Below are 13,895 nucleotides of genomic sequence, written 5' to 3' on the forward strand. Positions count from 1 at the left end.
TGAAGATGTCAGACCTGACGGAGTCGCAAAAGCAGACCATCAGCTCACTGGCGAGCGTATCAGCGGGCATTGCCGGCGGGCTGGCGGGAGATAGCGCATCGGCGGCGGCAACGGGGGCGAGCGCCGGGAAGAATGCGGTTGAGAATAACTCAATGTCTGGGCTTGTGCCGCCTCGCGTACAGCAGGATGCTTCTCTGGCATTTGATCCGAGTCAGCAAGGAAAGAGTGCAGAAGAGGTCATTGATGCAATAGAGGCTTCGCATATGGGGCCGTCATGGGGTACAACATACAAGGTTCATCCCACAGCACAAGCTGGTGGTGATGTTTCTATAGGGCCATATGGGCGTACTTACTCCGTCAGTGCAGATGATAATCATGTATCTGTTAATGGTGGTGATGTGTATGGGGTTGGTGCTCATGCCGGAGCTACCATAGGACTATCTTTTGGGCCATATTTCCCCGGAATAATAGGCACACCGAAGAATGATTTCTCTATTAACGCTGGGGCGGGCGCAACATCATGGGGTTTATCAGGTAGCAAAGATGGGATAGGATTTTCATTTGGGGTTGGGCCGTCTTGGGGGATAAGTGCGACTAAAATTGGTGGCGTTGATGTCAATGGGAATACAACGGAGGAGCTATACCATCATGACTTCAAATGATTTTTATTTTTATGTGTTTTTATTTTCTTCTATATTCTTCATGCTTGTGTTTATTATTTTTTTTGTGTTTTTTATATATAACGAATTAGGAGGGGCTAAAGTTGGTCGTGATTCGTTTTTATTCTTCGATTACATGCTATTTGGCTCAGGGTGGAAAGCTGATGTTCCCAGCGTATCATTACTTCTTGTTTTACTTACGGGTCTTGCACAAGACTATGTTAAGAACCATAGCATTGAAAGTCTCTATATAAATTTCCTGGGGATTTTTGCTGCTATTCTTTTGTTTGTTCATGGACGTTTTTTTTCTGAAGTTAGTTATGGTAATGGGAAAAAGATAATTTTTTTTAGAGAGCTTCTCTGGGGAGGAGGCTTGAAACCTCGCTTTGTGGTTTTATGGCTGTCACGACTATCATACGTTGCATTTTTTGTTTTGCATTTTTATACAAATGGATATTAAAAATATAGTGCAGTAGTTGAGAATAATACGCTGATTAAGGAAAATGAAAAGCGACTGGGCCTGCGACCTGCCAACATTATTGGCATTAATCCTTTATTTAATAGAACTGCCAAAGTTCTTGATGAGAATGGCGAACCACAGAAAGGTAGTGGTGGGATTGCTAAGTTATCGATTAATAAAGGACAGCAAAACAAACACATAGTGGGTACTAATGAGTATAAAGTCGCATCAGAAGCAAACTTAAATAAAAGTATTCTTACTGTATCGTCTAATTCATTGTTACAGCAAGACCGTCAGAGTAATTGAGGGGGATGTAATGGGTTTAGCTGATTTAAATTCGTATTTGAGGCTTTCAGTGCAAAGAACTTTGCTGGGAAATTTGGCTCCTAATATCAGGGCAGTTGTGGCTAAAATATCTGGTAAAAACATCGGCTTGCTTTTTTATTTTGAGGGGCAAGTTGGTGATGATGATGAAGAGCTTGTGTCAGTGATAGAAACTGAAGTTATTGCTGATTTTGATGAAAATTTTATTGTTGATACAACGATTCAGCGTCTTGACTATCCACAGCCGATAAATAATATAAATGGTTTACTGGTATACCTAAGAAAAGAGTAATTAGATGAGTCAGAAGCGAATGTGGAAATCTTTTATCGTATTGTAATACTCCTGCAGAGGATCCTAGGATTAACCGGGCGGTAGCATCTGTGGCCCCCAAAACGCTTAACAGCGAAAAAAATCCCTGAGAGAAAGTATAATTGGTGTGAATGATAGTTAACTAACTTAAAATAAAGTAAAAAATATTATCATCATAGCTATGTGCGTCGGATCGAGTTGTTGTTGAGAATAACTTCCTTAGTTGGGATGAAGCCCAGGCCTTCGATAAAGAAATGACAGTCTATCGTAAATCAGGGAATGATTGTGGCAGCATCCAGAATAAATATGCTGTAATTAGCGCTGATAATCGGCTGAAATTGCATATTGATGTAGCGGCAGATCCTCTCACTGCTCTGTCCGGGGAAGATAAATGGAACATAGAGGGCGGGCTCAGCGCAGCTGGTCGACCCGGCTGGCTCTACGGTTCGCTGGAAAACCAGGATGTGAAGGACTACGTCATTGAAGGTAACAGTTACGACATGGATTATTTGAACAGCAATACGTCACAGGGTGACAGAGCTCTGGCCTTCTTCGGAGAACCAGAAAATTACTGGGGTACGGTTGCCGGAGCAGGTTCGTTGTTAACGTCATCAGCCACGTTGACGGAAAAGTTTGTCAGCGCCGGATTGAGCTATAGCGCTAATGGGGCAGTCCAGGTTGCAACTGGTAATACAGGGGACAAGTTTGATTATCTCAACTTTATGATGTCAGGCTTAACCGGAATAGGTACTGCCGGGAAAGGATATTACGCTAACCAGTTGTTGGGAGCCGGTAGTGCTTACATGAGCAGTCAGATTGAGGGCCAGGACAGTACCGCATCTGTAGTGGGGAGCATGGCTGGTACCGGGATGGGTTATAGCACAGGTACAGCCGTCACCAATAAATTTGAATCTCAGTACATCAAAAATCAGCTGGGAATGGATGTCAGCAAAAATGCCTTAAAATACTCTGAATCGTCTTTTGATTCCGGATATTTACTAAAAGGTAGTGAAATGAGCTCTGTTCCAGGAATTGCTGGCGGGGCCGTTGGTTCGTTCATGTCAGAAGGTGCGAGTAGTGTAGTGCAGCAAGAATTTAATGGAGGTGATAAGTGAAACATCCTCTATTAGAGCTTATTAAGCTGATGCTCATTTTTGCTGTTATTTGCTCAGTTGGAATGGTCGTAACTATCTGGCTTATCACGCGAAACCCTGTTGCTTTAGTAATATATATAAAATATGGATGCATAGGTGCTATCGTCGGAATTTGGATTGGTGCTGGAATTTGGTTGTTATTCTATATGCAAATACGAAGACATTTTCGTAAGTAACTGTTGTTGAGAATAACTATCTGAGCAGTACTCAAGCACTGACCTTTGATAAAGAACTGTCGGCTCGCCGGAAATCTGACGGTGACTGCCAAGCGGTGATCGATAAATGGAAACAGGTTAGCGATAAGCAAAGTGCGAAAAGCGATAAGAAGCTGAAAGACGAGCCGGTTGGAGCTCTGGTCTGGGATAAAGAAGTTGCTCAGGGTGGTTCTGATATGGCAGATCGTCCAAACAGGCTTGGTGGCATTGGCGCGGACGTGATGACCAGTGATGAAGCCAAAGCTTATGTCCGACAGTGGAATAGTCAGGATCTTGCGAACATTGATATAAACAGCCCGGCCTGGACGAAGTGATCCTACCCGCCAATAGTGGACACGGGACTAAGTGAGTAAACTCTTAACCAGAGGTAGCTCACATGACAAAATCAGTAACCGTCAGTAAAAAACCGCGTAAGCAGCGCACTCCCGAGTTCCGCCAGGAAGCCCTTAAACTGGCTGAACGCATTGGCGTAGTAGCTGCTGCCCGTGAACTCAGTCTGTATGAATCTCAGCTCTATACCTGGCGCAGCAAACAACAACACCAGGCAACGTCCTCTGAGCGCGAAAGTGAACAGGCTGCCGAAATCGCACGCCTCAAACGTCAGTTGGCCGAACGGGACGAGAAGCTGGCCATTCTCCAAAGGGCCTGTTGTTACCTAAGGAAAGCGGTGGATATTGGGATCACATGCAGGAAATGCAAAATACCCTCAGGGGCTTAAGGAATCATGCAGACACATTGAAAAATGTTAATAATCCTGAAGCTCAAGTGGCATATGGTCGTGCAACAGATGCTATCAATAAAATTGAATCAGCCTTGAAAGGACATAGGATATGATTACTTTCCGTAAGTTGATAGGAATAATAAATTTAAAACCTGATTCTGTTCAGAAGTCATCGCTTGAACAATGGTTTGAACGTGTCATTGATATACCAATAGAAGAGCTGTCCGTAGAAGATCTTTGTCGTGCTATTCGTCAAGGTCTCTTTATCGACCAGCTAATGCCAAGAGTATTACAAGTATTGGAGGAAGAACCATTGGGAGGAGAATATTACGATGGTGAACTCATTGCAGCTCTGGCAACAGTAAAAGTAGAGGATCTAAAAGGTCATATGGATTGTTTTGAACAGGCTAAGATGATTATAAATAAAATAAACACTTCAGATATTGATAATGAATTAAGAAAAGATATATTGAAAATTGGTTTTCCTGAAGTAGAAAAAAGTGGAGCAATTATAACAGGTGCTGGAAAAGCCGGATTTGAAGGAGGGACTTTGATACCACCGACAAAAATTGACATTATCAGACCAGATAAGAGTACGAAGGGGTAAATATGTCAGTAGAAGACGCGAACAAAATTGACTCTATTGGTATACCGAACGGCAGCCCTAACACAGTTAGTCTGGCTATCTCGGATCATTTAACTTGGGATCTTCCCATTGAAGACCATTTGTATAAACTCCAAGAAAAAAATAAATACTTATATCAGTTTTATTGAAAGTGGAGAAATATACGAGGCCTTCCCGGAATCATGTAGTACAACACTAAAGATTATAGAAATTTACTTCAAATATAGTCTTCCAGAGCAAGCCATGTCTTTCCTGGAGAAAGTATCGGATGTTTTGCAATCAATCAATATAGAGTTAAGGTATAACATATTGAAATAGCAATATGATCCCGGCCTCAGCGCCGGGATCGTCTTTTTAGCCATCAGCCCTTAACCGGCTCGATCACCAGTCTTCCCGGCTCCACGCTGACCGTGACCGGTGTGTCGGTGCTGAATCCCGCTGTAAGCATCCCGCTAAAACGCCCCATTCACTCTTAGAGATCTTCCGACATACTGATTGTGCCCCCTGAGGCGATCGCCATGCATAAAGCCCGATTCACTGGGCACCAGATCATCGCTGTCCTGAAGTCTGTTGAAGCCGCACGCAGCGTTAAGAATGTCTGCCGCGAAGCAGGGATTTATGGGGATGTTTAAACTATCGACCTCATAGTTGAAATATTACAACTTTGAGCTAATCACTACAGATTAATCGAATATTGCCAGCGATTTCCTGAGTCGTTAATCAAGTTATATTGCAATGTTTTACATGTGCCTTTGCTGCCGTTTAGCATAATTGGCTGGCTGGACTGCGGGGGCACCATGCTGGTTTCAGCCGTATAATGGCCGCAGGTAATATCCGACAGTGTCATATGCCATGGCGTTGGATTATGGACGATGAGTTTTGGCGGCTCATCCTGTTGTAGCGTGAAGCTGAGTTTGTGGCCATCGCTTTCTATCGGAGCATTGATGCCCTGAGGGCGAATAAAGACCTTCAACCTGATCCTCATGGGCAGCAGCACTTTTTGCGGTGCCTGCCGATCCTGCTGGGTTTGCGGCGGAATTTGAAAAATATTCAGCCACAGCAGGGATTCCTTATTGCTCGACAACGCCTGTCGGGATGTCAGCAGCAGTTTGATAGAGCGCATCTCGCCGGGGGCCATGCTGAACACCGGCGGAATCGCCACCATTGGGGTAATGACTTTATCTGGCGCAAGCAGCGGGTCGCCGTTATCCGTCCAGACCTGTACCAGCGTGGGCTGCAGGTCGGAATTCGCCAGCGTTAAAGACAGCGTACGATCGTCGCCATTAAACACCACCCGCGTGACTTCTAAATTCACTACCGCCAGAGATGACAGTGAGACGAAAAATAGCGCTGCGGGTGCGAAAAAGCGAACAAAATCACTGAAAACTGACCAAAACCTGCAATTGCGCATACACGGTTCCTGATGTCACAGTTTGCCCGGTAATGGCCTCCAGGGAGGCGGTAAAATTACCGGTATAGGTATCTACTGAACCGCTCGAAGTCAGCGTCGTCAGGTCCTGATAGGCATACCATCCTCCGCTGTTCCCGGTTGCCGTTGAGACTTTATTGGGTAGCAGATTTAAGGGGGCACTACCCAGGTTATCGCTGTAAATACGAATGCCCACTCCGGAGGCGACGCCGCTCTGGCCATAGTTATTATCCAGTAGCCAGGTATAAGCCCCGGAACTGGTCGTCAGACCCAGTTTGGTCGCCGCGCTGGCCGCCGTGGCGTTGTTCACCAAAAAACCCATAGCCACATTGGCAGAGGAGGCGGTGGATTGCGCAGTACCCGATTTGGCGCCCGACTCACACTCCACATTGATAGTGAAGGGCGACTGACTGGTGCTGCCGGAATTCAGTTCGGCAACCGTGATGGTCGGCAGATAAACCTGTGCGGGATAGTCGCTAATACGGCATGCCGCACCCCGGACGAATCTTGATTGTCGGGTCAGGCTCCATCCGCCGGCCCACTGGGCATACCAGCCGCTATAGTTGTACATGCTATCTGCACCTACGACCAGGGCAGGGCTGAAGCCTCCTCCCTGAAAAGCGATGTAACCGGCCGGGCCTGCATAGTCATAAGAATAAGATGCGCTGGTATTCAGACCATAGGTGGTGCTATCCACCTTGAATAGCTCGACATACACATCGCTGAAGGCGCTGGCGGGAACATAGATGTAGGTTCCGTCATTGAATACGTCGCTGGCGGTAATTTCCCGGCGTTTCCATAAACGGGTATAGTACTCGCCAGTTTTCAGATTCGTCAGCCTGACTGCGACGTTGCGCACGTAGGTGTAATAGGCGCCGTCTATGCTGCTGACCGCGTACATTCCGCCGTAGGCATCATCACCGTTGGTCGCATAATATTCGTAAAGCGAACCGAGATCGGCGACGTCGCAGCGGAACAAGACCTGCGATGCTGAATAACCGCCGGTACGCCCGCTGGGGACAAAGGTTGCAGAAGAGCTGGCTAATAATGTCCCTTCGGTCTGAAAACCGGAGCCGCTGCTTAGGGTAATGACGCCGGGCAATCCGAGGCTGCCCTGAACCTGGTCGTCCGTTGTGCCTATCCATGACGCCGCCGTATAGCCCGCCTGAATGGCCGTGGCCGATAAGCTGGAGGTTGCGGTGACGCTTATACAGGTTGCGTGTCCAATAGTCGGCAATACGCCCGCCAGCAGTAAACCGCATAGATAAAATTTGAGCTTCATTATCGTTTACTCCTGATGACAGGGCAGGTCTAATTGGTAAAGGCTTTCTCCGCTCCGGGACGGTAAGCGGTAATCAACCCTACAGCGCTGGCTGTTCTTTTTCCCCCACATCACGTACAGCGAACCAGACTCAGCGGCCAGGCGGGCGTATATCTGCCCACCCTGGCCCACAATCCCCACCGAAGATCCACTGTTGTTAGTGACCTCTGCTCCCATTGGCGGCTGGCCGCCGCCGGGGAGCAAGGTATTGATAAGCACTGCTTTGCCGCTAATGGTGTCAAATTTCACCCGCGAGATAGCCCCTGCGTAAGGCACAACGCGCATGCTGCCTCCCTGTAGCTCGACATCGTCATTCATATTCTGTACATCAAGACTGACATTGTTGTAACGATAGGGGGTGAGTGACGGTAATAGCGCATAGCCAAAGCGATCCACCACCGCCCCCTGACCATTTCTGATCGTTGCGCCCTGCGCCCCTGGTGCTTCTATAAGCGCAAAGGTATCGCTGGTGTACGGCCCTGCGGTGACGCCTCCGCTGTGGAAAACCAGCGTGCCGGAGGAGCCAAGTCCAAACTGGCGGTAGTCCTGGCCTTTGGAAACCGAGCCGCGTAATGAACCGAGTGACGTGCGTCGTTCAATATTACCGCCGAGGATAGTCGTGTTTCCGCCCTGATCCTCATCACTCATCCCGGCATACATGGAATAGCTGGTGCTGTTGTTTTCGCCGAAGGTCCCGCTCAGGCCGGTTGTTGCTGAGCGGTTATTATTGCTTTTGTTCATATCAAACGTCAGCTGCGAGCGGCTGTTGCCGAAATCCAGCGGAATTGAGAAGCCAAGCGAGAGGGTATTTTCGGTATATTTGCGTTTGTTGTCGGTATTGAAGTCGCGGTCGTTGACGCTGGTGTAATAGCTGCTGGAGTAGACGTTCCGCTGGCGGGCGACGTTCAGGTTAATGTTGATATTGCGCCAGCTGGTGCTGTAACCCATCTGCAATTGGGTGATGCGTGAGTTGTTATTATAATAATCGGCAGTACTCCCGGTCAGATTCAGCATTCCCCAATCTCCCAACGGCTGACCAATGGTCGCCGACAGATTATTACGCTGCTGGAGGGTGTCTGAATAATAGCTGACGCCGCTTTTTTCCTGACGCCGAACGCCAAGCACATCCTGTAAATCGCGGTATCCACTGGTTGAATAACGATATGCCGCCAATACCAGATTGGTTCCGGTGGTAAAGGTTTTACTGTAGCTGGCTTCAATGCGCCAACCGTGTTCATCTTTATTGTTTTCCGCTTTGGCCTGGGAATACACGCTGTTCAAGCCAAACGCGCCGACGGGGGTGGCAATAACGCCGCCCAGCAGTCCGGCGGTGTAGTTTTCAGCGACGCGCATACCGATGTTGGCAGTCAGGTAGTTATTGACCCCGCGCTGAAGGACGCCTTCTAAGAATTTATTTTCCACGCTGTAATAGCTGCGGACATGGCCCATCGCCAGTTCATAGTTCCAGCTACCAGGACGAACAGAGTCAGGAACGGCTGAATAAGGCACGGTAAAGGTCGACACCTGACCATTGGCCTCAATGACATCAACCTTAAGATCGCCCTGACTTTTGGTGTTATACAGGTCATTAATGACGAAGGCTCCAGGTGGCACCGTGGTTTCATAAATCACTTTATCCTGCTGGCTGACCCGGACTCGCGCGGTAGTGGCGGCAATACCGCGGACTTCAGGCGCATAGCCGCGTTTCCCCTGCGGCCACATCCGCTGGTCGGTGCTTAATTTAATACCGTTGAATGACAGGCTACCGAAGAGGCTACTGTTGGTGTAGTTATCGCCAAACGAGACGACGCTATCAATAATAGGCAGCGGGCGTTGTACCCAGGTTCTGACGCTATTGTATTTATAGCTCGCACCGGCAAGCGAGTTGTCCGAGTAGCGCAAATTCCCCTGGTGGTTGAGTTGCCATAATCCGGCGTTAATACCGCCGTTAATATTGCTCCACAGATAATCATACCGAAAATGGCTGGCGGTATTTTCGGTATGATAGAAGTTGGTGTTATGACGTAAATACAGCGCGCTGGCACCCGCATCCCATTCCGATACGGGAATATAGCCGCGGGGGTTATGGTACAGCCCGGCCTGGGGGATCGTCATATCCAGTCTTAATTTGCTGGTATCGATGTTCCAGTTTATTTTTGGCCCCAGCTGGCTAATGAAAAGACAGCCGGTTGATGGCTCTGCGGATGTTTTCTTGACCCGAATGGCGCTGGCATCGACGATTTCTGCGGGCAGGCAAGGTTCGATGGTATCAGGCTGCGCCGGTAGCGCGCTAAGGCTGATTTTCACCTTGTTGCGAATCAGCTGCTGGTTGACATAGATATCCAGTAAATAATCCCCGGGCGCCAGAGCGTCGCTCGCCTGGTTAAAACGGCTGATATCCACGTCCTGCCCAACGCTAGAACCCTGTAATAGCGAGGGGTCAAAGTAATATTCCGCCCACGCAGATGCCGGTAACAGCATGGTCACCACAAGGGAAAGCCCCTGTGGTTTTACCAGCCACCGAAAGCTATAGCGGATAGTTTTCACTGATCCGTGCTCCCTGATCGTTAATCAGCGTCACTTCTACGCTGTTCACTGCGGAAGGACGAGCGCCAGGGAAGACGTAGATTTCACTGGAGAACGGGGCAATCATATCGTTCTTAGGCGCATAGATTTTCGACGTTCCGGCAATCTTTAACCCGGTAATCGTCACGTAGTAGGGTTGTTCATTGCGGATGACCACGCCCGCTTTATTATTATGATGCGCGGCCGCGACTTTAAGGTTATCCAGCATGTCTTTCGCGTCGGTAGCCAGCCCGGCGGGGCGGTAAAAAAGCTTAACCCGGTTACGTAACATCACTAACAGGCTGTTCTGTTTGGTTGTCGCGGTTCCCCCTTGATTATTCGAGGGTGGAACCTGTAAAAAATTAAAATAGAATAATGACTCGCGATCCTGAGGTAATTTTTTATTGCCGGTAAATACGATGCGAATAACCTGGCCATTATTGGGCTGAATGCGGAACGCGGGTGGCGTGACAATAAATGGCACGCGCACTGATTTACTTGGGCCATCCGTCATAACGCCCTCGTCAAACCAGGTAGAGATAACATAGGGAAATTGGTCTTTATTTTTTAACGTCACATCAACAGATTTTTCCTCAGCGTGGTAAATAATGCGTGTACCGACCATGGTGACGCTGGCAGCTGCCTGGGATATATAACCAGACATCATCAGAAAGGCCGCTACACTAACAGTCCGTAATGAACGACTGAAATAATTCATAATGACTCCTGATGAATAATAAATATGGTGAGAGACACTCTCACCATATATTTATTACTGATATGAAACGGAATATTGCATTGAGGATTCCACGGTCCCGGTTGTCGCACCACCCGTCGAGTAGTACTGCGCGGTATAGGTCGCGCTGGCCGATGTTTCATCAGCAGCCAGGCTTAAGTCGCCGGCACCGTTAAAGTTATTTCTGAAATCAATTGCTGCATCGCTGGTATCCAGTACCTGAATTTCCACGTTGCCCGCTGTACCGGTATTGATTAAGTTGCCGGTGCCGCTGCTCACGTTGTTCCCCACAAATACGGTAGAAATAGTGACACCCGAAGATGAACCGGTACATTCGGAAACACCAATGTCAAAAGTCGTTTGTCCGGCGGTATCAGCAGCATTGGTTAAGGATGACGCTGAAACTGTCGGTAATAATACCGTTGGCGATGCCGCAACACCGTTAACGGTGACGGAACAGGTTTCATCAGCAACTTCACCCAAAAATGTAATGGTATTGTCGGACGCAAAAGCATTCATTGAGGAGATAGCAGAGAAAACCACGATAGAAAGAATTGCGCGGTTTAATTTCATGATGTGAAGACTCCATTCGTTGTGGATAAAATAACTTTGTTTATACAAGAGACTGATTTGTTGACGTCGGAATAATGGAAGTGCGTTTTCTAAAAGTTTTTTGTTAATCCTTCCTGTGGAATAATTCTCATTGCGGCTGATATTCACACGGGAGTAACATTTGTTCTAATCGTTTGAGTAAATGGGTGGTTTGTAGGTGATAGGTAAAAACTATCGGTTTTAAAAGTTAAAAAGGTTGGGATATATAAGATGGATTTATTATTTTCGTCGCGGTATATTTAAATTTTTATTGTAATTTATAGATTTATTCTAATTAAATCAATTGGTTATTGTTTGTGTGTGATATGGGAATATGAAATGTTTTTGACTGCGTGAAGAAGGCTTTTTATCTATAAAATTAGGGTTATTCGCACTTTTATAAGAATATTACCACAGGAGAAACATCCTGCTTTTAGGGGAGAAGTTGATTTAAATCATGATTTGTCCGGGTAATGATTTTTGCCGAACAGGAATTAGTGCACTAATGTAATAAAACTGTCGGCTCAGTTTCCAATTGTCAGCGCAGGTTTTTTTATTAAGGCGCAATGACTTTTTTGTGGGTATTTGATTAAGTAAGATAAATCAATAATTTTGCAGGAGAGGTTTTTTATTTGGATGAGGGGGGCAGATAATTTCGTTAACGCACGAGGTGAAGATTTTTCCGGCTGGAGGTTTATCTTTCGGCGCTTTTCTGGCATACCCCCTTTTATTGCTGGTTATTATGCTCATGCTGAACAGAGCCAGCAGAGCCGTTTTCGGTCCTGGTAGACGTATCATCTTTTTGATCTCCGTGGCTTCCATCCCACCGTGCTTTACTTTCCAGCTGGAGTACGAGACTTCAGAAATCCCTGCTTCGCGGCAGACACTCTTGACTGTACGTCCGGCTTCAACAGACTTCAGGACAACGATGATCTGGAGTTCAGTGAATCGGGCTTTACGTATGGCGATCGCCTCAGGGAACACGATCGGTATGTCGGAAGCTCTCTAAAAGTGAATGGGCCGTTTTACCGGGATGCTTACAATGTCAGTAAGCCCTCTATTCTCTGAACAGTTCATGAAGGATTTTTGTCAAATGATCAAAGACAACCCGAATACGCATAGGAATCAAGGGCTGGTGCGGCCGGAATATGTATAGCTGCCAGGGGGAATAATTCAGCTCAGGGAAAATATTAACCAGTTCCCCGCGCTGTAAATATGGGCGAACGGTGATATCCGGCAATTGGCTACAGGTTCTTCCTGCAAGTGCGGCAGCCAGTTCGCTGCCGATATCACTGGCGATAAATTTGGGCTTTGCAGGAAAAAATGAATTGCCATCAGCAAACTGCCAGGGCCATACACGGCCGGAGTTACTGTTACTTAAAGCGCTAAGGGGGTATTCATACTGCAATGTTTTCAAAGAATCAGGCATTCCTAGCCGCTTAACTAAATCGGGTGCAGCAACGATACTGATGCCAACGGGTCGAATCGTTTTTACGATAAATCGATTATCCGGAATTGCACCTATTCGAATCCCAATGTCGATTTGCTCATCAATAATATTGAGATGCGCATCAGCAGGGAGCCATTCAATCGTTAGGTCAGGGTAAGGTTCAAGCGAACGGAGCAGGTGACGCACAATATCCTGATTTTCGAACAGCGGCGGCAATGTAACGCGCACGCGGCCGGTCATATCCTGGCTGTTTTGTTTTTTCCCACCCGCGAACAAAGACTCACTTTCGGAAAGAAGTAATTCGGCCTTTGGCCACAGTTGCTGTCCGAAAGGGGTTAACGTCATTTGCCGGGTGTTGCGCAGGAACAGAACTTCCCCCAGCTGTTGTTCAAGCTCAGCAATAGCCCTTGTCACCATCTGAGGCGCAAGCCCAAGTCGATTCGCGGTTTCTCGAAATTTCAATGTTTCTGCCGCTGTACAGAAAATCTTTAATGCATCGAGTTTATCTAACATCTGTAGATGTCCTTTGCTGTACCTTGAATATCACAATTGTATCAAAAAATGGAATACTGAAAGCAAAAACAATTCATGGTTTTGTGGTTAATGCAAACGGATAATATCTCTATCGAAACGAGATCATCCTTCATTGCAACAGGAAAAAAGATGTCAGATACAGCGCTATACCAGAAGTTATCCGCAGGCGAACCGGTCAACATGCGGTCTCCAGAATACCGTGAAGCTATTCAGGATATGAGCCAGTCATGGGCACTTAATGCGTCAATTAATCGGGCAGAATATGCATTTTTGGACGGTTCTTTGCACCCGTTATTTACCGCACTTTTTGGCCGGGAAATGGAGAGTACCAGCCAGATTTTACCGCCTGTCTATATCGATTTTGGTCGCCAGGTTCAGGTCGGGAAAAATGTATTCATTAACCATAATTGCACCATGATGTCTGCTGGTGGGATTGTCATTGAAGATGATGTCCAGATAGGCCCCCAGGTTACGCTGACAACCACCAATCATGATTTCGACGATCGTTTTACCCTGCTGTGCAAACCGATTCATATCAAACGTAATGTATGGATCGGTGCCCGGGCGCTTATTCTGCCCGGCGTAACTGTAGGTGAGAATGCCGTTATTGCTGGTGGCGCGGTGGTCACTAAAGATGTGGAACCGAATGTTGTTGTCGGTGGTTCTCCAGCCCGAGTCCTGAAGCGTTTGGATTAATCGTGCCGAATGTCGTGCGGGTAACCAAAAAGAAATCTCTGTACTCAAGATGTTTATTCATGAACAAGGTTCATAAGGGCATGTTCTTTGGCAGCCTTAACCAAC

General features: G+C 47.1%; 15 protein-coding genes and 5 pseudogenes. 12 read left to right on the forward strand and 8 right to left on the reverse strand.

Annotated features, from left to right (window positions below; translation table 11 throughout):
• The 10 genes and pseudogenes from V6942_RS08745 to V6942_RS23430 all read left to right on the forward strand — a co-directional run.
• Nucleotides 1-662 (forward strand): polymorphic toxin type 25 domain-containing protein (locus tag V6942_RS08745; RefSeq protein ID WP_333501111.1); only part of this gene is annotated, 662 nt, incomplete at its 5' end.
• On the forward strand, nt 649-1,119 hold the full coding sequence (locus tag V6942_RS08750) for a hypothetical protein (protein ID WP_333501112.1): 471 nt from the start codon (nt 649-651) through the stop codon (nt 1,117-1,119). The genes V6942_RS08745 and V6942_RS08750, both read left to right, overlap by 14 nt.
• A gap of 316 nt (nt 1,120-1,435) precedes the next feature.
• Nucleotides 1,436-1,735: a hypothetical protein gene (locus V6942_RS08755; protein WP_333501113.1), complete on the forward strand. Its 300-nt coding sequence runs from the start codon at nt 1,436-1,438 to the stop codon at nt 1,733-1,735.
• A gap of 272 nt (nt 1,736-2,007) precedes the next feature.
• Nucleotides 2,008-2,868 carry a hypothetical protein gene (locus V6942_RS08760; RefSeq protein ID WP_333501114.1) on the forward strand — a complete coding sequence of 287 codons (861 nt, stop codon included), beginning with the start codon at nt 2,008-2,010 and terminating at the stop codon, nt 2,866-2,868.
• A 220-nt stretch (nt 2,869-3,088) separates the two neighbouring features.
• Nucleotides 3,089-3,433 (forward strand): annotated as a pseudogene (locus V6942_RS08765) (hypothetical protein); the annotation flags it as partial.
• Nucleotides 3,434-3,498: 65 nt separating this feature from the next.
• Nucleotides 3,499-3,798, forward strand: a pseudogene (locus tag V6942_RS08770) (transposase); the annotation flags it as partial.
• Nucleotides 3,765-3,956: pseudogene (locus V6942_RS23420) on the forward strand (ShlA/HecA/FhaA protein); the annotation flags it as partial. The pseudogenes V6942_RS08770 and V6942_RS23420, both read left to right, overlap by 34 nt.
• Nucleotides 3,953-4,450 (forward strand): contact-dependent growth inhibition system immunity protein, encoded by a 498-nt coding sequence (locus V6942_RS08775; RefSeq protein WP_333501116.1) that lies wholly within the window; start codon nt 3,953-3,955, stop codon nt 4,448-4,450. The pseudogene V6942_RS23420 and the gene V6942_RS08775, both read left to right, overlap by 4 nt.
• Before the next feature lie 2 nt (nt 4,451-4,452).
• Nucleotides 4,453-4,617: a DUF6572 domain-containing protein gene (locus tag V6942_RS23425; RefSeq protein ID WP_420107841.1), complete on the forward strand. Its 165-nt coding sequence runs from the start codon at nt 4,453-4,455 to the stop codon at nt 4,615-4,617.
• Entirely contained in the window at nt 4,559-4,786 is a 228-nt protein-coding gene (locus V6942_RS23430) for a DUF6572 domain-containing protein (RefSeq protein ID WP_420107842.1), read from the forward strand. Before V6942_RS23425 ends, V6942_RS23430 begins: the two co-directional genes overlap by 59 nt.
• 43 nt (nt 4,787-4,829) lie before the next feature.
• On the opposite strand, the gene V6942_RS23435 is transcribed toward V6942_RS23430, so the two are convergent.
• Complete coding sequence (locus V6942_RS23435) at nt 4,830-4,934, reverse strand: SymE family type I addiction module toxin (protein ID WP_420107843.1); 105 nt, start codon at nt 4,932-4,934, stop codon at nt 4,830-4,832.
• Nucleotides 4,935-4,986: 52 nt separating this feature from the next.
• Here V6942_RS23435 and V6942_RS08780 point away from each other — a divergent pair.
• Nucleotides 4,987-5,085, forward strand: a pseudogene (locus tag V6942_RS08780) (transposase); the annotation flags it as partial.
• Between the two features lie 59 nt (nt 5,086-5,144).
• On the opposite strand, the gene V6942_RS08785 reads toward V6942_RS08780, so the two are convergent.
• The 7 genes and pseudogenes from V6942_RS08785 to V6942_RS08815 all read right to left on the reverse strand — a co-directional run bounded on the left by V6942_RS08785 (nt 5,145) and on the right by V6942_RS08815 (nt 13,073).
• Complete coding sequence (locus tag V6942_RS08785) at nt 5,145-5,783, reverse strand: fimbria/pilus periplasmic chaperone (protein ID WP_333501117.1); 639 nt, start codon at nt 5,781-5,783, stop codon at nt 5,145-5,147.
• A gap of 61 nt (nt 5,784-5,844) precedes the next feature.
• Nucleotides 5,845-7,134, reverse strand: coding sequence for a fimbrial usher protein StbD (gene stbD / locus V6942_RS08790; protein ID WP_333501118.1), 1,290 nt, complete (start codon nt 7,132-7,134; stop codon nt 5,845-5,847).
• Between the two features lie 51 nt (nt 7,135-7,185).
• On the reverse strand, nt 7,186-9,765 hold the full coding sequence (locus tag V6942_RS08795; protein WP_333501119.1) for a fimbrial outer membrane usher protein: 2,580 nt from the start codon (nt 9,763-9,765) through the stop codon (nt 7,186-7,188).
• Nucleotides 9,746-10,501, reverse strand: a complete 756-nt coding sequence (locus V6942_RS08800; RefSeq protein WP_333501120.1) for a fimbria/pilus periplasmic chaperone — start codon at nt 10,499-10,501, stop codon at nt 9,746-9,748. Before V6942_RS08800 ends, V6942_RS08795 begins: the two co-directional genes overlap by 20 nt.
• 54 nt (nt 10,502-10,555) lie before the next feature.
• A complete protein-coding gene (locus V6942_RS08805; RefSeq protein WP_106930214.1) occupies nt 10,556-11,092 on the reverse strand; it encodes a fimbrial protein in 537 nt (178 codons plus the stop codon).
• Between the two features lie 768 nt (nt 11,093-11,860).
• Nucleotides 11,861-12,073 (reverse strand): annotated as a pseudogene (locus V6942_RS08810) (transposase); the annotation flags it as partial.
• A gap of 94 nt (nt 12,074-12,167) precedes the next feature.
• Entirely contained in the window at nt 12,168-13,073 is a 906-nt protein-coding gene (locus tag V6942_RS08815) for a LysR family transcriptional regulator (protein WP_106931125.1), read from the reverse strand.
• 90 nt (nt 13,074-13,163) lie between these two features.
• Here V6942_RS08815 and V6942_RS08820 point away from each other — a divergent pair, with 90 nt between their 5' ends.
• Complete coding sequence (locus V6942_RS08820) at nt 13,164-13,790, forward strand: DapH/DapD/GlmU-related protein (RefSeq protein ID WP_333501121.1); 627 nt, start codon at nt 13,164-13,166, stop codon at nt 13,788-13,790.
• Nucleotides 13,791-13,895: the final 105 nt, after the last annotated feature.

This window comes from Kluyvera genomosp. 2 (genome assembly GCF_036759865.1).
Classification (GTDB): Bacteria; Pseudomonadota; Gammaproteobacteria; order Enterobacterales; family Enterobacteriaceae; genus Kluyvera; species Kluyvera ascorbata_B.